This is a genomic window from Bacteroides sp. RTP21281st1_H5_RTP21281_210402, from assembly GCF_040918965.1.
In the GTDB taxonomy this organism is placed as follows: domain Bacteria; phylum Bacteroidota; class Bacteroidia; order Bacteroidales; family Bacteroidaceae; genus Bacteroides; species Bacteroides congonensis.
On the sequence record NZ_JBCOWR010000034.1, the window covers coordinates 1 to 20,705 of the forward strand.

The window sequence follows — 20,705 nt, forward strand, 5'->3', positions numbered from 1 at the left end:
ATTCTACACCGTCTTCCCGTTGTTCGGGTAAAGCGCGTCCGGCATAGATATAGTCCGGGGTGAATTGGGGATTCACTTCCGTCTTTCCATCCATACGGTCGGCAATCACCACAGGTACGTGTTCGCCACCGATATTGCGGACAGCTTTCGTCTTGCGGCGTTCGGGAGACAGATAATTGAAGTCCGGTGCTTCCAGTCCCGGGATATAAGGGTGGTTCTGCCTCAACAGGATATAATCCACCAGTTTGCGGGCTACGGGAATTTCCGCTTCGGGCGCTTCACTTAAAGATACACGGATGGTATCACCCAGTCCGTCGCTCAACAGCGCACCGATGCCGAGAGCGGACTTGATACGTCCGTCTTCCCCATCTCCGGCTTCCGTCACTCCGAGGTGCAGCGGGAAGGCCATGCCTTCTTTTTCCATCACGTCTACCAACAGGCGGACGGTTTTCACCATGACGACTGTATTGGACGCTTTGATAGAAATCACCACGTCGGTGAAGTTCTCTTCGACGCAGATACGAAGAAATTCCATGCAGGATTCCACCATTCCCGCAGGTGTGTCACCATAGCGTGACATGATGCGGTCGGACAAAGAGCCATGGTTCACTCCGATACGGATAGCCGTGTGGTTCTCCTTACAGATATTCAGGAAAGGGACAAACCGGTCGTGAATCTTGCGTATCTCCTGAGCGTACTCTTCATCTGTATATTCCAGTTTCTTAAAAGTACGCGCAGCATCTACGTAATTTCCCGGATTGATACGCACCTTTTCCGCATATTGAGCAGCTACATCGGCAACCTTCGGATTGAAATGCACATCGGCAACCAACGGAACCATATATCCCCGGCTGCGCAAACCGATGTTGATATTCATCAGGTTTTCCGCTTCCCTGATGCCCTGCGTTGTCAGGCGGACATATTCGCCACCCGCGTCAACAATTCGCTTTGCCTGTTCCACACAAGCCTCGGTATCCTGCGTAGACGTGTTGGTCATCGACTGGACACGAATAGAATTGGGGCCGCCCAACGGTACAGCCCCAATATTCACTTCTGTGGTTTCTCTTCGAAAATAATTGAATAGATCCATTAGTTCGTTTTATATTCAAACTTCACTTCTTTCAGTTCTTCGTTTGCTTTTACGATTTTCTTTTTCAGTCCTTCTTTGTAAGCAGCAAAAGCTTCGGCCAACTTCTCGTCACTCAATGCAAGCATCTGGATAGCCAGGATAGCCGCATTCATCGCACCGTTGATGGCAACGGTGGCTACGGGAATGCCCGGAGGCATCTGAATGATAGAGTAAAGTGCGTCTACACCATCGAGAACGGAACCTTTTACAGGTACTCCGATGACGGGAAGCGTAGTGTTGGCCGCAATTACACCGGGAAGGGCGGCAGCCATTCCGGCAGCAGCGATAATCACTTTGATGCCACGGTTGCGGGCATTCTTGGCAAACTCTTCCACAGCCTCGGGCGTGCGGTGAGCAGAAAGTGCGTTCATTTCGAACGGTACATGCATATCATTCAGCAGTTGCGCAGCCTTCTCCATTACGGGAAGATCGGACGTACTGCCCATGATGATACTTACAATTGGAGTCATTTCTTAATGATTAGTTTTTTAGCGATTAATATATTTAGATAACGTGCATGATTTTACTCAGCGATTAGCAGCCACAGCGTAGCTACTAATCACTAATCACTCATCCGTTAATCACTTCTTTATACCCTTCGGCATCCAGCAAGTCTTCTACGTCTTTCAGGTTTGCCGGTTTCATTTTAATCAACCAGCCTTCGCCATAAGGATCCTTGTTCACCAGCTCCGGATTTTCTTCCAGCGTTTCGTTTTGTTCCATTACTTCACCCGCTACCGGCAGGAAAAGGTCGGAAATGGTTTTTACTACTTCGATGGTTCCGAAAACTTCGCCGGCTTCCAGCGCTTCACCGACAGTAGGTATATCTACGAATACAATATCCCCTAGCTGCTCTTGAGCGTAGTCTGTGATACCAACATAAGCAATGTCTCCTTCAACGCGAATCCATTCGTGTTCGTTCGTGTACTTCAAATTCTGTGGAAAGTCCATAATAATTAGTTTTTAGGATTTATACTGTTTTAAAACAAAAATATTCGAAATAAGAAATTGCTCATCGGATGAAGCACCAGAAGGGCGCATACCAGACCGACAGCAAAGCCGGAAAGCACCTCACCCAACGTATGATGTCCCAAGATGATACGGGCTGAACCGAGTATGCCGGCTATCAGGATAAACAGGCATAACCAGCCTACCGGATTATAACCGAACAGGGCACTGAAAGAAACCAGTCCTCCTATCACTCCACCCATTCCGGCCATATGTTCGCTCAGTTTCCATTTCAAGTTGACTGCAATGCAAATGACAGATACCACCAGGGAAGCGAGGATAATGCCCGTCATATACCAGGGTATATTCAGTTTGCGCATCATCAACAGGCAGAATACATAGGAGATGATAGTCAGCAGGATAGGTATATAGCGTTTCTTACGTTCGCTCAATTCCTGGCGGTCAAAACCATTTATCTTGCGAAACAGGAAAATGGTGATGGTAGGTGTCAGTATGGTGAAGCAGTAAACGATTCCCAATACAATCAACTTATACACCATCGGCATGATGCGCAGATAAGAAAACAGGAATAACACCAGAAACGACAAAAACGGAATAGAAAATGGGGTAAACAATATCGAAGTGACCCTCGCCACCTGCAACATTGACTTATCCGCTATGATATGCTCTCTTTCTCTGTCCACTTCTTTTTTAATTACTGATTATTAATTGCAAATTATAACTCTCGTTCCTTATAATATCAATTGTCCATTCTTATTTCCTAAGCCGCTATTTCCTAAGCCGCGCCACCGGTATATTCAGTTGCTGGCGGTATTTGGCTACTGTCCGGCGGGCAATGGGGTATCCTTTTTCTTTCAGGATTTCTGCCAGTTCATCATCGGTCAGCGGCTTCTTCTTGTCCTCGCCGTCGATACATTCTTTCAGAATCTTACGGATTTCACGGACGGACATTTCTTCTCCGTCTTCCGTGGTATATCCGTCACTGAAAAAGAATTTAAGCGGATAGATGCCGTAATTCGTCTGCACATATTTGCTGTTGCTGACACGGGAGATGGTTGATATATCCAGTCCGGTACGTTCGGCTACGTCTTTCAGAATCATCGGCTTCAACAGGGACTCGTCTCCGTCGATGAAAAACGGCCGTTGCAGGTCGATGATTGCCTGCATGGTGGTCATCAGTGTATTCTGACGTTGCTTGACAGCGTCGATGAATCCTTGTGCCGCGTCCATTTTCTGCTTCAGGAACATCATCGCTTCCTTGGATTCTTTGGACTGGTTGGCTTTATTCCTGGTATGTTCTTCCACCATTTCCGTAAAGTCACGGCTCATGCGGAGTTCGGGGACGTTGCGGTTATTGAGACTTATATTGATCGTTCCGTCATCATAGGTTTCTACGATAAAGTCGGGAATTATCTGCTGAAGATTTCTGCCGATGGTTTCGCCCAAAGAAGCACCCGGACGGGGATTCAGTCTGGTGATTTCGCAGATGGCTTCATTGAATGTTTCTTCGTCAATATCCAGTTTCTTGATGATTTTCTCCCAATGCTTGCGGGTGAACTCTTCGTAGCAGTCACGGACGATGCGCTCTTCGAGGTCGAGTATGGGATTGGGAGTTCTTTCCGTCTCCTTCTTCCGGTCAATCTGTATCAACAGACATTCCTGAAGACTCCGGGCGCCGATACCTGCCGGGTCAAAGTCCTGCAAGATGCACAATGCTTCTTCGAGTTCTTCCTCTGTGGATTCTATACCGGCATAAATGGCCAGTTCGTCACAGATGCTTTCCAGAGATTTACGGAGCAAGCCGTCGTCATCCAGTGAGCCGATCAGGTATTCTACCAGGTCGCATTGGTGTTCTGTCAAATTCCGTTCACGGAGTTGCTCTTTCAGTATTTCATAAAAGGAAGTGGTGTCGGAGAAGGGTATATCTTCCGCCTGCTCGTCTTTCGAGCGGTTGTTCTCTTGCAGTTTATAGTCGGGAATATCGTCTTCGGTGAGATAGTCACCTAAAGAATCATAGTCATTGGCATCATTCTCCATGCCGTCTTCCGTACTGTCGGCATCGGAATATTCATCGGCGGCATTATCTTCTTTGCCTTCTTCAAGAGCCGGATTTTCAAGCAGTTCGGCATGAATACGGTCTTCCAGCTCTACTGCGGGAAGCTCCAACAATTTCACGACGAGAATCTGCTGGGGCGATAGCGTCTGTATCTGCTGTTGCGCCTGAGATTGTATTTGACGGGAACCTTGTGCCATATTCGTTTTTGCTTTCTATCGTTTCTCGCTACAAAAGTAACTTTTTAACGAGAGATTACACAGATTAAGGGGATTATTTTTAATCCTATAACACAAAATTCGTTATCTTTGTTGCACGAACTTAAAAAATAGAACCATATGTTTGCCAAAGAAACGTATATGCAGCGGAGAGCCCTGCTGAAAAAGAATATAGGCTCTGGAGTATTGTTATTTCTTGGAAATGACGAGTGCGGACTGAATTACGAGGATAACACGTTCCGTTATCGGCAGGATTCAACATTTCTTTATTACTTCGGGCTTTCATGCGCCGGACTTTCGGCAATCATAGATATTGACGAAGACAAGGAAATTATTTTCGGCGACGAGCTTTCGATTGACGCTATCGTGTGGATGGGTTCTCAGCCGACGTTGCGTGACAAGTGCGAACGTGTAGGCGTGGCTGATTTAATGCCGTCCGCTGAAATTGTAAGTTATCTTCACAAGTGCGTGCAGAAAGGAAAAGCTGTTCATTATCTGCCGCCTTACCGTCCCGAACATAAATTGAAGTTGATGGATTGGCTGGGTGTTCCGCCTGCGCGTCAGGAGGGGTCTGTTCCTTTTATTCGCGCTGTCATTGCTCAACGTAATTATAAATCGGCAGAAGAAATCGTAGAGATAGAAAAGGCTTGCGACGTGACTGCCGATATGCATATCACTGCCATGAAGGTGCTTCGCCCGGGGATGTATGAATATGAAGTAGTAGCGGAAATGAACCGGGTAGCGGAAGCTAACAACTGCCAGCTCTCTTTTGCCACAATTGCAACAATCAACGGACAGACATTGCACAACCATTATCATGGAAATAAAGTGAAACCGGGTGACTTGTTCCTGATTGATGCCGGTGCGGAAGTCGAATCGGGTTATGCAGGCGATATGTCGTCTACGGTTCCTGCCGATAAGAAATTTACTACCCGGCAGCGTGAAGTTTATGAAATTCAGAATGCGATGCATCTGGAATCGGTGAAAGCTCTCCGTCCGGGGATTCCTTATATGGAAGTTTATGAATTGTCCGCCCGTGTGATGGTAGAGGGAATGAAGGCGCTTGGGTTGATGAAAGGAGATGCGGAGAGTGCGGTTCGTGAAGGCGCTCACGCCCTGTTCTATCCGCATGGATTAGGTCATATGATGGGACTGGACGTGCATGATATGGAGAACCTGGGAGAGATATGGGTAGGATATAACGGTCAGCCGAAGAGTACGCAGTTCGGTCGCAAGTCACAGCGTCTTGCCATTCCATTGGAACCGGGATTTGTGCATACCGTAGAACCGGGAATTTACTTTATTCCCGAACTGATTGATATGTGGAAAGCGGAAAAGAAGTTTACCGATTTCATCAATTACGATGTGGTGGAGACTTACAAGGATTTCGGCGGCATCCGCAATGAAGAAGATTATCTGATTACTGAAACCGGAGCTCGCAGACTGGGTAAGAAAATACCTTTGACTCCGGAAGAAGTGGAAGCCCTAAGATGAACAGCACCATGAAGAAACTATTCTTATCCGTATGTCTGTTGTTGGTAACCTTGCTATCTGCCGTAGCCGAAAACTATCCTTATAGAAGCGATGTACTTTGGGTTACCGTTCCCAACCATGCCGACTGGATTTATAAGACAGGAGAAAAAGCGACCGTGGAAGTACAATTCTATAAATATGGTATCCCCGGAGATAACGTAGTTGTCAACTATGAAACAGGCGGGGATTTGATGCCGGCCGATACAAAGGGAAGTGTTACGCTTAAAAACGGCAGAGCCGTAATACCCATCGGTACAATGAAAGAACCCGGATTCCGCGATTGCCGCCTGAAAGCAACAGTAGACGGAAAAACATATTCGCATCATGTAAAAGTAGGTTTCTCACCGGAAAAGCTGAAGCCCTATACGACCATGCCTGCTGATTTCAACGATTTTTGGGAAAAGGCCAAAGCAGAGCAAAAAGAGTTTCCGCTGACTTACACCAAAGAGCATGTAGAAAAGTATTCTACGGATAAAATAAATTGTTATCTCGTGAAGTTGCAACTGAATAAAGGCGGTCAATGCGTCTATGGTTATTTATTCTATCCCAAGAAAGAAGGAAAATTTCCTGTGGTATTGTGTCCTCCGGGAGCGGGCATCAAAACGATTAAAGACCCGATGCGCCATAAATATTATGCGGAACAAGGCTGCATCCGCTTTGAAATAGAGATACACGGGCTTAATCCGGAAATGAGTGAACAGGAATTTAAAGAAATCAGCAACGCGTTCAATGGCAGGGGGAACGGTTATTTAACCAACGGCCTGGACAACCCTGACAATTATTATATGAAACGGGTATATCTGGCTTGCGTCCGCAGCATTGACTTGCTGACTTCCCTGCCTGAATGGGACGGCAAGAATGTGATTGTCCAAGGTGGCAGCCAGGGCGGTGCATTAGCGTTAATCACTGCCGGACTTGACCAGCGTGTCACCGCTTGCGTTGCCAACCATCCTGCATTAAGTGACATGGCGGGATACAAGGCCGGACGTGCCGGCGGTTATCCGCACTTTTTCAGAAGAGCAACAGGCATGGATACGCCTGAAAAGATAAAGACAATGGCTTATTACGATGTAGTGAACTTCGCAAAACTAATCAAAGCGGACACTTACATGACATGGGGATTCAACGATGACGTATGTCCGCCGACAACCAGTTATATTGTATATAATGCATTGAACTGTCCGAAAGAGGCATTGATTACTCCGATTAACGAGCATTGGACTTCAAGTGATACTGAATACGGGCATTTGCTTTGGATAAAGAAGCATTTGAAATAAAGTCTTAAAAATAAAAATCAGCCAGCCATAATAATATTCTTAGGCACGGATTACACGGATTTCACGGTTCCAATTCATTAAAAACCGTGTTATCCGTATAATCCGTGCCTAAGAAAAATCCTAAGGAGTCTCGACAACCTTTAATTCCAATCGTTTTACCAGTTTTTAATCGTCCCAATCGGACAAAGGCAACGTTTTCTTTCCGTACCACTTCATCCACGCATACGATTTTCTTTTCCTGATATAAAGTGAGTCGCCACAATTTTCTATCGCTTCCCAATCGAAAACAGAATGAGGACGGAATGACTTTTCCAACCAGTAAAACACATGGTAAGTCATGAAAGGCAGTATCATCCACCACCATGAATACACTAATGACAAGACTAAGGCAGGCAACAGTGTCAAAAGGAAACACTCCCAAAACTGCCTTGCATGAATCCGTAGTTCCATATCTTCCCAAATTTCCAAATACTTATATCGGGTAAAGAAAAAACCACTAAACATAAAATAATGACTCTTATTCTTCCCTTTTCCTAAGAACCATTTTGCTAAAAGATTATTGTAAAAAATCATATTCTCTCTCTTTATTGTTGCATGTAAATTCATAACAGAATAGACAAGCAAAAGTTCAATGTTTTAAAGTTTAATAGAACGTTCAGCCGCTCTTTTTCGAAAATAGAATCTAATTATCATCTATTTTGTATTTCTTTTGTGTTTTTACAGTACAAAAAAAATCCTTGTGTTCTCATTGCAGAAAACACAAGGACAAATATATTCTTATTATAGTTCTACTTAATTTGGTTATAGTTTTACTTAATATTTAAAGCTACTTCCACCCAAAAACTCGCGAAGCAGGGAAGTCGGCGGAATTTCCTTATCCTGTACCGGAACAAAATATTTAATGAATTTCAGCAACCGGTAGGCTTCACAATATTCGGGACAATTGCGCGGAACTCCCATCAAAATAGGTTCGGCATGCAGACGAAGAACGGCAAATTCAAAAAGCAATGCCGAATTGAACATGACATCGGCATTCTCTTGGTAAGGGAATATCCACTTGTCTTCACCGGCACGTACACTAGGCCAGCGTGAAATGGTTTCGCGGGCGGAATATCCACGATAATTGAAGTCACGGATAATACGGCGCAACAAACGGTTATCAGTGGTCGGAATCCAGTTGTGGTCGTCCAGGGAAATGGTAGTCAGTGCAGATACGTAAATCTTAAACTTGCGTTCAGCCGGAATATGGGGAGTCAGTTCCGGATTCAAGGCATGAATACCTTCCAGAATTAGAATCGTGTTATCTTCTATTTTCAGTTTGTCACCTTTATACTCTTTTTTGCCAAGAGAGAAGTTAAAACGTGGAAGCTCCACTTCTTCGCCACGAAGCAAGGCTTGCAATTGCCGGTTGAACAAATCCAGGTCGAGAGCGTAAAGTGACTCATAATCGTAGTTTCCGTTTTCATCCAGAGGGGTGTCTTCACGGTCTACGAAATAGTTGTCCAGAGAAATGGGATAGGGTTTCAAGCCGTTTGTCATCAACTGGATAGAGAGACGTTTGCTGAAAGTAGTTTTCCCCGAGGATGAGGGCCCGGCAATCAAGACAAGTTTCACACGGTTGCCGTTTTCTCCACGGTGGAAGATGGTATCGGCTATCTGGGCTATCTTCTTCTCCTGCAAGGCTTCGGCTACATTAATCAAATCTGTGGCGTGCCCTTCTTCACAAGCCAGGTTAAAGTCTCCGGCGTTGTTGAGTCCCATAATGTAACTCCAGTTCAGATATTCCTTGAAGACGTCCAACATCTTCTCCTGCTTCACAACATCTTCCAATACTTCGGGATTCTCGCGGCTCGGAATCCGAAGAAGCAGTCCATCGTAATATTTCACGATGTCGAACAACTTAATATATCCGGTACTAGGCAGCAGATTACCATAATAATAATCGACCGTATCGCCCAACGTATAATAATAGGTATAGAGGGAGCCGGAAGTTTCGAGCAGCCGTACTTTGTCATTCATCCCCCGTTCACTGAATACACGTACAGCTTCTGCCGTATGACACTCGATGCGGTGATAAGGAATATTTTCGGCAATAATCTCCTGCATACGCTGCTTGATGCGTTTCACATCTTCCAGTTCGATGGGGCGTCCGATACGCAAATTACAGAAATATCCTTTGGAGACGGGATGTTCTACGAATAATTTTCCTTCGGGGAATAATTCTGTGACAGCCTTGAACAAGACAAAACAGAGCGAACGTACATAGGTACGCATACCGGACTGATCCCTTACGTCCAAAAACTCTATATCCTTATTGTTATATACCCTAAAATTAAGTCCCTCAGAGCGGTTATTGACTTTAGCGCTAACCACCTGATAAGGAAAATTAAGATTAAAACCGTAATAAATATCCAAAAGTGAGCTTCCGATAGGGAATTCTTTGGAAATATTGTTATTTTTGCAACATATTTGTAACATCTGTTTCATCGAGTTCGTTAAAAGGTGAATAATTTGGGACTAATATACTTATAATCAGACTGAGAACAAATAACCATTAAAAATATTATAGATGGAATATTCTTTTTATGATTTTTTAAAGCTCATAGGTTCATTAGGCCTCTTCCTGTATGGAATGAAGATAATGAGCGAGGGCTTACAAAAGGTCGCGGGTGACAGACTACGAAGTATCTTGACGGCAATGACCACCAACAGGGTAACGGGGGTTTTAACAGGTGTGTTAATCACAGCCCTTATCCAATCTTCTTCAGCAACGACGGTAATGGTCGTGAGTTTCGTTAATGCCGGGTTGCTTACTCTTGCCGAATCTATCAGTGTCATTATGGGTGCCAACATCGGTACTACGGTCACTGCCTGGATTATCTCAATTTTCGGATTTAAGGTTGACATGGCCGCCTTTGCCCTTCCTCTCCTGGCCATCGCCCTTCCGCTTATCTTCTCGGGCAAAAGCAACCGCAAGTCCGTCGGTGAATTCATTTTCGGTTTTTCTTTCCTCTTTATGGGGCTTTCTTACCTGAAAGCAAATGCGCCCGACTTGAATGCCAACCCGGAAATGCTCGCCTTCGTACAGAACTACACGGATATGGGATTCTTCTCCATTCTCCTGTTCCTGTTCATCGGTACGATACTAACCATGATTGTACAGGCATCAGCCGCCACAATGGCAATTACACTGATTATGTGTGCCAACGGATGGATTAGTCTGGAACTGGGAGCAGCCCTCGTACTGGGAGAAAATATCGGAACTACAATCACCGCCAATCTTGCCGCATTAACAGCCAACACACAGGCTAAACGGGCAGCATTGGCGCATTTTGTTTTTAATGTGTTCGGTGTTATCTGGGTATTGATTATCTTCCACCCTTTCATGCAGTTTGTAAACTGGGTAGTAGACACTTTCTTCCAAAGCAGCAACCCCGAAGTTGCCATCTCATACAAACTGTCCGCTTTCCACTCTATCTTCAATATCTGTAACGTATGTATCCTGATATGGGCCGTGAAACTGATTGAACGTACCGTATGTGCTTTAATCCACCCGAAGGAAGAGGACGAAGAACCGAGACTGCGGTTTATCACCGGCGGTATGCTGTCTACGGCGGAGCTTTCCATTCTTCAGGCACGCAAGGAGATTCATCTTTTCGCTGAACGTACCCATCGTATGTTCGGTATGGTGCAGGACTTGCTGCATACGGAGAAGGATGATGACTTCAACAAACTGTTCAGCCGGATAGAGAAATACGAGAATATCAGCGACAATATGGAGTTGGAAATAGCCAACTACCTGAACCAAGTATCCGAAGGCCGTTTGAGTTCCGAAAGTAAGTTGCAGATACGCGCCATGCTGCGTGAAGTGACGGAGATTGAAAGTATCGGAGACAGTTGTTATAATCTGGCACGTACCGTCAACCGGAAGCGTCAGACAAACCAGGACTTCACCGAAAAGCAATACGAGCATATCCACTTCATGATGAAGTTGACAAGCGATGCCCTCGCGCAGATGATTGTGGTAGTGGAGAAACCGGAACATCAGAGTATTGACATCAACAAGTCTTTCAATATCGAGAACGAAATCAATAACTACCGCAACCAACTGAAGAATCAGAATATCCTGGATGTGAACAACAAGGAATATGATTATCAGATGGGAGTTTATTACATGGATATTATCGCCGAATGTGAGAAACTAGGTGATTATGTGGTAAATGTGGTGGAAGCAAGCAGTGATGTGAAAGAGAAGAAGGCTTCTTAATAAGTAAAGGAAACAAATAATAAAAAAGGAGAATCGACTGTGCGAATGCATCAGGTCGATTCTCCTTTTTTATATATCTTTTAAGAGCAATCAATTATAAACATACGATTCCGCAAGACGCCAAAATAGAGTAGATTCCGGCACGACAGTGGTTCGAAGAACTTTTTCCGTACCGTTTTCTGATGCCGGATTGATATTGGCAAACATATTCCATCCTCTGACGAAAGAGCAATCGCTGTAATTATAAGATTTATCACTGCCTGTCAACGAAAAAGGACGGTCGGCAAACTGATAACTCACTAATGTGGCTTTTCCGGCAGAAGAACCCCTGCCTGTCCAGTTGGATATTGCAATCCGGCCTACTTTCTTATCCCCGTTAAATACAAAGAAATCTCCCAGTGTGGCAACAAGCGCATCGCCGTCATTTGAAGTTCCCGTCCAGTATCCACTCATATCCCCTCCTCTGCGGTCTACTTTTTGCAGCACTTCTGAAGAAAAGACAGTGGGTAAATCCATAATAATCTGCCCATTCTCATAAGGGAACGTAAGCGTTTCAATCACACTCCAGTCAACGCCCGTAACCTTCACCTCTACCCTGTCAAAAACAAAGCCCTCGGGGATATTCTGTATATCCTTGACTATGATAGTATAATCCGGGATAGTTGGTTCTTGTTCAGGAACATCATCATCGTCATGGCAGCCCGTAATTAAAAAGCCGGATATGAATAATACAGATATAAAAAGGAATAACTGTGAGATTCGATTAGTAGTGGTTGTCTTGTTGTAATACATAATGCTATAATTTTGAATCAAAGGTATTACAAATTCAGGCATCATAAGCATTTCTTATCACAAAAAAACAAAAATGGCTGAATACATCCAATGTATCCAACCATTTTCACTTAATAAATTCTCTCCCTCTCTGCTTTATCCTTCGTACGGTTCGAAATCTTCTTTACCGACTCCACATAGTGGACAAGTCCAATCATCTGGAATATCTTCAAACGCAGTTCCTGGTTCAATTCCGCTTTCCGGATCTCCTTGTTCGGGGTCGTAAATATATTCACAGACCGTGCAAATGTACTTCTTCATAACGTTCGTATTTTTAATTGGTTTTCTAAATTATATAACGCAAATAGTACGATATTTGTTCAACACTTTTTTTATACGGAAAGAAAAAACTATCTTTGTAGTCATATTCATCAAGCTAAAACAACAATTATACAAGTATGCTTATAGCATTATTATCAACATTAATAGTCTTATGCGCCATCCTGCTGCTTAGTTTCTTATGGGAGCGCAGAAAATGTCTCCGGATGCAACAACGATTATTCCGGGAATCCAGAAAGTTGGAACGCACTAATCATATCGCCGGTTCTGTCCTGAAAAACGTGCATGCTTTTATCCTGTTAATAGATAATGATTTCAAAGTTCTGAAAACCAATTACTACCAGAAAACCGGAACAAAGAAAGGAGCGGAAGAAAAAAGAGTGGGCGACCTGCTGCAATGCCGCAACGCATTGGCTGCCGAAGGGGGTTGCGGAACACATAGCTTTTGCGGTTCCTGTCCGGTACGTACCGCCATACGCCAGGCTTTCGAGCAAAGAAGGAATTTCACCGACCTCGAAGCGACGCTGAACGTGGTTACTTCCGATAATGATGCCGTCGAATGCAACGCGAGCATATCCGGTTCATACTTTCTTCTGGATGAGAAAGAGAATATGGTACTTACCGTCCATGATGTCACCCGTCTGAAAAAAGCGGAAGAGGAGCTGACACGCGCCAAGGAAAAAGCGGAGAAAGCCGATATATCCAAATCTGCGTTTCTGGCTAATATGAGCCATGAGATACGTACACCCCTCAATGCCATTACCGGATTTGCGGAAATAATGGGCAGCGCCAACACAGAAGAGGAAAAAAACAATATCAGGAAATCATAAAGATGAATGCCGACCTCCTGATGCAACTGGTCAATGATATTCTCGATATGTCAAAGATTGAAGCGGGCACCTTGGAGTTTGTATATACAACGGTTGATATCAACTTGTTGCTTTCGGACTTACAGCAACTTTTCCAGATGCGGGTGAATGATGCCGGCGGAATGATTAAAATCATAGCAGAACCATCGCGTTTTTCCTGTCTCATATCGACCGACCGCAACCGCGTCGCCCAAGTGCTCTCCAACTTTACGACCAACGCGATTAAATTCACGCATGAAGGTACGATCCGTATCGGATATGAAGCCCGGGATACTGAAATTTATTTTTATGTAAAGGACACCGGAGCAGGGATTCCTGCCGAAAAATTGCCGGACGTATTCGGGCGGTTTGTGAAGCTGAACAAAGACAAGAAAGGAGCGGGACTGGGGCTTTCCATTTCCCAAACCATCGTGAACAGACTGGACGGTCAAATCGGAGCGGACTCCGTAGAGGGTGAAGGCTCTACATTCTGGTTCACCATCCCCTACCGGACATGTGGCAAGCCGCAGTAATAAATCCGACTTCATAAAAAGTTTTAATTAAACATTTTATCACAATATTATGTTGTACTTTTGCAGTCCAAACTAAACGCATGTATCTGCATGAGTACAAATAAAGATGACTTTTATCATATAGGACTTACCGATAACGAAGTCCTTCAAAGCAGGGAAAAAAATGGTATCAACCTGTTAACACCCCCCAAGCGTCCTTCCCTATGGAAGCTTTATCTCGAAAAATTTGAAGACCCGGTTGTACGCGTACTATTAGTGGCAGCCGCATTTTCGTTAATAATCTCCATCATTGAGAATGAGTATGCCGAGACAATCGGAATTATAGCCGCCATCCTGTTGGCTACCGGTATCGGTTTCTTTTTCGAATATGACGCCAGTAAGAAATTCGATTTGCTGAATGCAGTCAACGAAGAGACATTGGTAAAAGTAATCCGTAACGGACGTGTGCAGGAAGTTCCCCGTAAAGATATAGTGGTTGGTGATATCGTTATCCTGGAAACGGGAGAAGAAATACCGGCGGACGGAGAACTGCTGGAAGCCATCTCCTTGCAGGTGAACGAATCCAATCTGACTGGAGAACCCGTTATCAATAAGACGACTGTGGAAGCAGATTTCGATGAAGAGGCGACGTATGCTTCAAATCTGGTGATGCGCGGCACTACGGTAGTCGACGGGCATGGAACGATGCGTGTACTACATGTAGGAGATGCTACCGAAATCGGAAAAGTAGCCCGCCAAAGTACGGAAGATAATCTTGAACCGACACCACTGAATATACAGTTGACGAAACTTGCCAACCTGATCGGAAAAATCGGCTTTACCGTTGCCGGCCTTGCCTTCCTTATTTTCTTCGTGAAAGATGTATTGCTCTACTTTGATTTCGGCGCATTGAACGGATGGCATGAATGGCTTCCGGTTTTCGAGCGGACACTCAAATACTTTATGATGGCGGTTACTCTGATTGTAGTGGCCGTGCCCGAAGGATTACCTATGAGCGTCACCCTCAGCCTGGCGTTGAATATGCGCCGTATGCTTTCTACTAACAACCTCGTACGAAAGATGCACGCTTGCGAGACGATGGGCGCTATCACTGTGATTTGTACGGATAAAACAGGTACGCTGACACAGAATCTGATGCAGGTGCATGAACCTAACTTTTATGGTATCAAGAACGGCAGTAACCTGTCCGATGACGATATCAGCGCACTTATCGCAGAAGGTATCAGTGCCAATTCAACCGCTTTCCTGGAAGAATCAGCTACCGGAGAAAAACCGAAAGGAGTGGGAAATCCTACTGAGGTAGCTTTACTGTTATGGTTGAACAGCCAGGGAAGGAATTATCTCGAACTTCGCGAAAATGCACATATCCTTGACCAACTCACGTTCTCGACCGAACGGAAGTTCATGGCTACTCTTGTAAAATCGCCATTAATCGGAAAGAAAATACTCTATATCAAAGGAGCGCCGGAAATCGTTCTTGGTAAGTGTAAGGAAGTTGTACTGGACGGAAGAAGAGTGGATGCCGTGGAATACCGTTCGACAGTAGAAGCGCAATTGCTGAATTACCAGAATATGGCAATGCGCACACTTGGATTTGCTTTCAAAATTGTCGGAGAAAATGAACCGGATGACTGTACGGAATTAGTATCAGCCAATGATTTGAACTTCTTAGGCGTCGTAGCCATATCCGACCCGATTCGTCCGGATGTGCCTGCTGCCGTAGCCAAATGCCAGTCGGCGGGTATCGGTATCAAGATCGTGACCGGTGACACACCGGGAACTGCTACGGAGATTGCCCGTCAGATAGGTCTTTGGAATCCGGAGACGGATACAGAGCGGAATCGTATCACCGGAGTGGCATTCGCCGAATTGAGTGACGAAGAAGCATTAGACCGGGTGATGGATCTTAAGATCATGTCACGTGCCCGCCCGACGGATAAACAACGCCTGGTACAATTACTCCAACAGAAAGGGGCGGTAGTAGCCGTAACCGGAGACGGTACGAATGACGCGCCTGCCCTGAACCATGCCCAAGTCGGGTTGTCAATGGGAACGGGAACTTCCGTTGCCAAAGAAGCCAGTGACATTACATTGCTCGATGATTCGTTCAACAGTATCGGAACCGCTGTCATGTGGGGACGTTCACTTTATAAGAATATCCAGCGTTTCATTGTTTTCCAGTTGACGATTAATTTCGTAGCGCTGCTTATCGTTCTGCTGGGGTCGGTTATCGGTACGGAACTTCCGCTGACCGTAACACAGATGCTATGGGTAAACCTGATTATGGATACCTTTGCCGCTTTGGCTTTAGCTTCCATTCCGCCCAGCGAAACTGTGATGCTTGAGAAACCCCGTCGCAGTACCGATTTTATTATCAGTAAAGCGATGCGGTCTAATATAATAGGTGTAGGGTCTATTTTCCTTATCGTGCTGCTCGGGATGATTTATTATTTCGACCATAGCCCGCAAGGTATGGATATACGTAACCTCACTATTTTCTTCACCTTCTTTGTCATGTTACAATTCTGGAATCTCTTTAACGCCCGCGTATTCGGCACTACCGACTCGGCATTCAAAGGGCTTTCCAAATCGTATGGTATGGAGCTCATTGTACTGGCCATCCTGGTCGGACAATTCCTGATTGTACAGTTCGGTGGGGCTGTATTCCGTACGACACCACTCGACTGGCAGACTTGGCTTCTAATTATAGGCGTTTCGTCCACGGTGTTATGGGTTGGAGAACTTGTCCGCCTTGTTCAGCGTATTATTCACAAAAAGAGTAGAAATGAAAAGTAAAGGAATTAAAAACCTTCTTATTGATTTGGGCGGTGTGCTTATCAATCTCGACCGCCAACGTTGTATGGAGAACTTTAAGAAATTAGGGTTCACAGACGTAGAAGAGCGATTGAATATCCAACAACTGCATGGAGTATTTATGCAACAGGAAAAAGGGCTGATTACTTCCGCCGAATTCCGGAATGAGATTCGGGACATGATGGGCAAAGTAGTAAGTGACAAACAAATAGACGCGGCCTGGAATAGTTTCCTGGTAGACATACCTGACTACAAACTTGATTTACTGTTGAAATTGCGCACTAAATATGTTGTCTACCTGCTTAGCAACACCAACGAAATCCATTGGAAATATGCCTGCCACAACCTGTTTCCCTATCGCACCTTCAGAGTAGAGGATTATTTCGAAAAAGCCTATCTCTCTTATGAGATGCATATGGTAAAACCGGAAGCGGATATTTTTAAGGCTGTCATCGAAGATGCAGGCATCGAACCGCAAGAAACACTCTTCATCGACGACTCTGAAATCAACTGTAAGGCCGCTCAAGAACTGGGCATTTCCACCTATACGGCAAAAGCCGGCGAAGACTGGAGTCATCTTTTCAAAAAATAAATTCGTAGAAATGCAGATTATACGTGATATATCGCCCCTTACTCCGGAACCCTGTGTAGCTACCATCGGTTTCTTTGATGGAGTTCATGCAGGACACCGCTATCTGATTCGGCAAGTGAAAGAGATAGCGACAGCCAAAGGTTTACGTTCTGCATTGGTTACTTTCCCTGTTCATCCCCGCAAAGTGATGAACGCCGATTATCGCCCGGAACTTCTGACTACACCGGAAGAAAAAATAAATCTGTTGGCCGGCATCGGAGTAGATTACTGCCTGATGCTTGATTTCACACCGGAAATTTCCCGACTGACGGCACGTGAGTTTATGGCTCAAGTACTAAAAGAGCGCTTTCAGGTGGAATGCCTGGTGATTGGTTACGACCATCGTTTCGGGCACAACCGCAGTGAAGGGTTTGAAGATTATGTACGCTATGGAAAAGAAATCGGCATAGAGGTTATTCAGGCAAAAGCATATACCAGTCCTGTAGAAATGAAAGACGGACAGAGTGTAACTGTCAGTTCTTCCCTCATCCGCAAACTACTCCACAAAGGAGATGTAGACTTGGCAGCCCGCTGTCTGGGATATGAATATTTTCTGGACGGAACTGTTGTAGGCGGCTATCAGGTAGGTAGGAAAATCGGATTCCCGACCGCAAACTTAAATGTTGACGATCCCGACAAACTCATTCCTGCGGATGGTGTTTATGCCGTATGGGTGACATTCGACGGGAAAACTTATATGGGAATGTTGAATATAGGCGTCCGCCCAACGATTGGCAATGGGCCTAACCGCACGATTGAAGTGAATATCCTTCACTTCCACTCCAACATATATGACAAGTTTATCCGGCTCACTTTTGTAAAACGGACTCGTCCCGAACTGAAATATTCCAGTATCGACGAACTGATTATACAACTTCATAAAGACGCTGAAGAGACAGAAGCCATTCTTCTTGCCAAAGAGACAGGTTGCACTCAACAGAAAGAGCAAGATGAATAATATACATAAGTTCGATATAATAATAACAACTTAAAAACAGATTCGTATGCAAAAGACATTTATGAGCATCTCCATCGTGGTAATAGCTATATCCATGTTAGCTATGTTCATCTGCAGTTTCTTTACAACTAAATAAAGAGTATAAAGCCTTATGAAGACAGCCATCAAATTAGTACTGCTCAATCTTCTTATGACACAAGTCGTTGCCCCTATTCTGGTTATGATACCCTGTACCATCTATTTATTGGTCACTACCGGGAATATGGACAGAGCCATCTTAACGCAGATAATGCTGCTTCCGACACTATTGACCGGTCAGATTATGATGGGGATTTATCTGTGGAAAGCCGGTTATATCAGTACCCAAAAGTCAACATGGTCGCCTGTATCGGTTCCTTATCTGCTTGGCAGTGCACTGGCTATCCTCACCTGCGGATTCCTGTTATCCGCACTGATGGGGCTGCTGGACTGGATTCCTAATATCATGGAGCAATCTTTCGATATCCTTCAATCCGGTTGGGGCGGTATTCTTACGATAGTTATTATAGGCCCTGTACTGGAAGAACTATTGTTTCGCGGAGCCATCACCAAAGCCTTGCTGCAACAGTACGATCCGCCGAAGGCTATTTTCATCTCGGCACTTCTGTTCGGTATCATCCACATTAATCCTGCACAAATAATCCCGGCATTTCTGATTGGTATCCTTCTGGCATGGACGTATTATAAAACCGGCAGTCTGATTCCGGGCATCTTCATGCATATACTGAACAATTCCCTATCCGTATATATCAGTTACAAATATCCTGATGCAGAGCACATGGATGACCTGATAAGCGGCACTCCCTACCTGCTTGTTTTATCCGGAGCGGTTCTGTTACTCATTGGAAGTATATTGGCTATGCGTTATCTGACTTCCGCAAAAGCAAAATAAAAAAAGGGAAGTTTTCACTTCCCCTCTTTTGCCTTGAATGCTAATGCATACATTCGTATTTGTTTTACCATCGACAGCAATCCATTGCTGCGTGTAGGCGATAGATGCTCTTTCAATCCGATCTTATCAATAAAATAAAGATCCGTATTCAATATTTCATCAGGAGTGTGCCCTGACAATACCTTTATCAGCAAGGCTATGATTCCTTTTACAATCAACGCGTCACTTTCCGCCTTAAAAACAATCTTACCGTCTACATCATCCGCCTGAAGCCATACCCGGCTTTGGCATCCTTCAATCAGATTCTGTTCCGTCTTATATTTTTCTTCCAGCGGTTCCTGCTCATTTCCTAAGTCAATAAGTAGTTGGTAGCGATCCATCCAATCGTCGAAGTCACTGAACTCTGCAATAACTTCGTCTTGCAATTCATTAATTGACATGATATATTTATTATTTCTCGTTATAAATTACTTCCAATACAGTCTGTCCGACTGCTTTCAATGTATTTTTATCAATATGCTCCATGTTGTCCGTCAGCGTATGCCAGGTAGGAGTAAATCCGCCCTCGGGGTCAGAAGCGATGATATCAATCGTCTTGATGCGTGCCAGACGGTTGATAAACAGATGGTCGTCTGTCACTCCGCCGCCGTCTTCATCAATAAACATTTTACCATATCCCAGTTTCTTGGCTGCTTTCCAGACTTTCTTATTGATATCCGGCGCGAATTGTTCTGAATATGATTCTTTCAGGAAAACGGTATTTTTGCCGCCCACCATATCGAGCAGGATGCCAAAGCGGGCATTGTATCCCTGCACATGAGGGTTGCGTGCCCAATACTGTGCGCCCAGACACCATGATGCTTCATTATTCTGATCGTGCGCCCCATAATCTTCCGCATCAAGGAAGATGATATCAATACCGAGTTGCGGTTGCTGCTGATTTATCAAACGGGCTATCTCCAATAAGGCTCCTACTCCGCTCGCTCCGTCATTCGCTCCTAAAATAGGAGTCTTATGGTTCTTTTCATCGGGATCGTTGTCAGCCCAAGGACGTGTATCCCAATGTGCAAAGAGGGCAATTCTCTTTTTGCTATCGGGCTTATAAGAACCGATGATATTTCTTGCTTTCAGCAAAGTTCCGTCATAAGCTATCAGGTCAGCATATTGGTCGGTCACTTGTGCGCCAAAGTCTTTCAACTGCTTTGCCAGGTAATTTCCACAAGCTACGTGTTCCTTCGTATTAGGCACGCGAGGGCCGAAATCCACCTGATTCTTTACATACAGATAAGCGCTGTCCGCATCAAACTGTGGTACGTTCACGACCACCTTCTCGCTTTGTTCATTTGTACTATTTGCCTTGTTGCCGCCTCCGCAAGAGAATGCCGATAATAACAAAAAGGCACTTGTCAATACTATCATAGGTTTCTTTTTCAT

General features: G+C 44.7%; 18 protein-coding genes and 1 pseudogene. 8 read left to right on the forward strand and 11 right to left on the reverse strand.

All coding sequences use genetic code 11. From position 1 onward, the window contains the following. From ispG to rpoN, 5 genes are all read right to left on the reverse strand, one after another. On the reverse strand, positions 1–1,090 hold a 1,090-nt coding region (ispG, locus tag AB5443_RS24465), incomplete at its 3' end, for a (E)-4-hydroxy-3-methylbut-2-enyl-diphosphate synthase (protein WP_368119648.1). After that, positions 1,090–1,599, reverse strand: a complete 510-nt coding sequence (gene purE, locus AB5443_RS24470; protein WP_004296231.1) for a 5-(carboxyamino)imidazole ribonucleotide mutase — start codon at positions 1,597–1,599, stop codon at positions 1,090–1,092. The genes purE and ispG, both read right to left, overlap by 1 nt. A gap of 100 nt (positions 1,600–1,699) precedes the next feature. Continuing rightward, positions 1,700–2,080 (reverse strand): glycine cleavage system protein GcvH, encoded by a 381-nt coding sequence (gene gcvH / locus AB5443_RS24475; RefSeq protein ID WP_022139425.1) that lies wholly within the window; start codon positions 2,078–2,080, stop codon positions 1,700–1,702. Positions 2,081–2,109: 29 nt separating this feature from the next. Next, positions 2,110–2,781 carry a phosphatase PAP2 family protein gene (locus AB5443_RS24480; RefSeq protein WP_022139426.1) on the reverse strand — a complete coding sequence of 224 codons (672 nt, stop codon included), beginning with the start codon at positions 2,779–2,781 and terminating at the stop codon, positions 2,110–2,112. 85 nt (positions 2,782–2,866) lie between these two features. After that, entirely contained in the window at positions 2,867–4,351 is a 1,485-nt protein-coding gene (gene rpoN / locus AB5443_RS24485) for an RNA polymerase factor sigma-54 (RefSeq protein WP_277135245.1), read from the reverse strand. A 138-nt stretch (positions 4,352–4,489) separates the two neighbouring features. Between rpoN and AB5443_RS24490 the strand changes: the two genes are divergently transcribed. Continuing rightward, the gene (locus AB5443_RS24490) at positions 4,490–5,863 is read left to right on the forward strand and encodes an aminopeptidase P family protein (protein ID WP_022139428.1); all 1,374 of its coding nucleotides are present in this window, start codon (positions 4,490–4,492) and stop codon (positions 5,861–5,863) included. An 8-nt stretch (positions 5,864–5,871) separates the two neighbouring features. Further along, positions 5,872–7,179, forward strand: coding sequence for an acetylxylan esterase (locus AB5443_RS24495; protein ID WP_368114425.1), 1,308 nt, complete (start codon positions 5,872–5,874; stop codon positions 7,177–7,179). A 165-nt stretch (positions 7,180–7,344) separates the two neighbouring features. On the opposite strand, the gene AB5443_RS24500 is transcribed toward AB5443_RS24495, so the two are convergent. Both AB5443_RS24500 and AB5443_RS24505 read right to left on the reverse strand, forming a co-directional pair. Beyond that, complete coding sequence (locus tag AB5443_RS24500; protein WP_022139430.1) at positions 7,345–7,752, reverse strand: hypothetical protein; 408 nt, start codon at positions 7,750–7,752, stop codon at positions 7,345–7,347. 240 nt (positions 7,753–7,992) lie between these two features. Beyond that, positions 7,993–9,666 (reverse strand): nucleoside kinase, encoded by a 1,674-nt coding sequence (locus AB5443_RS24505; RefSeq protein WP_368114424.1) that lies wholly within the window; start codon positions 9,664–9,666, stop codon positions 7,993–7,995. 82 nt (positions 9,667–9,748) lie between these two features. Between AB5443_RS24505 and AB5443_RS24510 the strand changes: the two genes are divergently transcribed. Next, a complete protein-coding gene (locus AB5443_RS24510; RefSeq protein WP_022139432.1) occupies positions 9,749–11,446 on the forward strand; it encodes a Na/Pi cotransporter family protein in 1,698 nt (565 codons plus the stop codon). Positions 11,447–11,536: 90 nt separating this feature from the next. Here AB5443_RS24510 and AB5443_RS24515 read toward each other — a convergent pair whose 3' ends face one another. Beyond that, a complete protein-coding gene (locus tag AB5443_RS24515; RefSeq protein WP_368114423.1) occupies positions 11,537–12,238 on the reverse strand; it encodes a hypothetical protein in 702 nt (233 codons plus the stop codon). Between the two features lie 135 nt (positions 12,239–12,373). After that, complete coding sequence (gene rd, locus AB5443_RS24520; protein ID WP_004306971.1) at positions 12,374–12,538, reverse strand: rubredoxin; 165 nt, start codon at positions 12,536–12,538, stop codon at positions 12,374–12,376. Positions 12,539–12,762: 224 nt separating this feature from the next. On the opposite strand from rd, the pseudogene AB5443_RS24525 reads away from it, so the two are divergent. The 5 genes and pseudogenes from AB5443_RS24525 to AB5443_RS24545 all read left to right on the forward strand — a co-directional run bounded on the left by AB5443_RS24525 (position 12,763) and on the right by AB5443_RS24545 (position 19,271). Then, positions 12,763–13,937: pseudogene (locus AB5443_RS24525) on the forward strand (sensor histidine kinase). Positions 13,938–14,027: 90 nt separating this feature from the next. Beyond that, a complete protein-coding gene (locus AB5443_RS24530; RefSeq protein ID WP_368114422.1) occupies positions 14,028–16,733 on the forward strand; it encodes a calcium-translocating P-type ATPase, PMCA-type in 2,706 nt (901 codons plus the stop codon). Next, the gene (locus AB5443_RS24535) at positions 16,723–17,343 is read left to right on the forward strand and encodes an HAD family hydrolase (protein WP_368114421.1); all 621 of its coding nucleotides are present in this window, start codon (positions 16,723–16,725) and stop codon (positions 17,341–17,343) included. Before AB5443_RS24530 ends, AB5443_RS24535 begins: the two co-directional genes overlap by 11 nt. Before the next feature lie 10 nt (positions 17,344–17,353). Beyond that, positions 17,354–18,340, forward strand: a complete 987-nt coding sequence (locus AB5443_RS24540) for a bifunctional riboflavin kinase/FAD synthetase (protein ID WP_368114420.1) — start codon at positions 17,354–17,356, stop codon at positions 18,338–18,340. A 151-nt stretch (positions 18,341–18,491) separates the two neighbouring features. Further along, a complete protein-coding gene (locus AB5443_RS24545; RefSeq protein WP_022139439.1) occupies positions 18,492–19,271 on the forward strand; it encodes a CPBP family intramembrane glutamic endopeptidase in 780 nt (259 codons plus the stop codon). A 14-nt stretch (positions 19,272–19,285) separates the two neighbouring features. Here AB5443_RS24545 and AB5443_RS24550 read toward each other — a convergent pair whose 3' ends face one another. Together AB5443_RS24550 and AB5443_RS24555 are read right to left on the reverse strand one after the other, a co-directional pair. Beyond that, a complete protein-coding gene (locus tag AB5443_RS24550) occupies positions 19,286–19,711 on the reverse strand; it encodes a SufE family protein (protein ID WP_004316653.1) in 426 nt (141 codons plus the stop codon). A 10-nt stretch (positions 19,712–19,721) separates the two neighbouring features. Further along, positions 19,722–20,705, reverse strand: a complete 984-nt coding sequence (locus tag AB5443_RS24555; protein ID WP_073343767.1) for a M28 family peptidase — start codon at positions 20,703–20,705, stop codon at positions 19,722–19,724.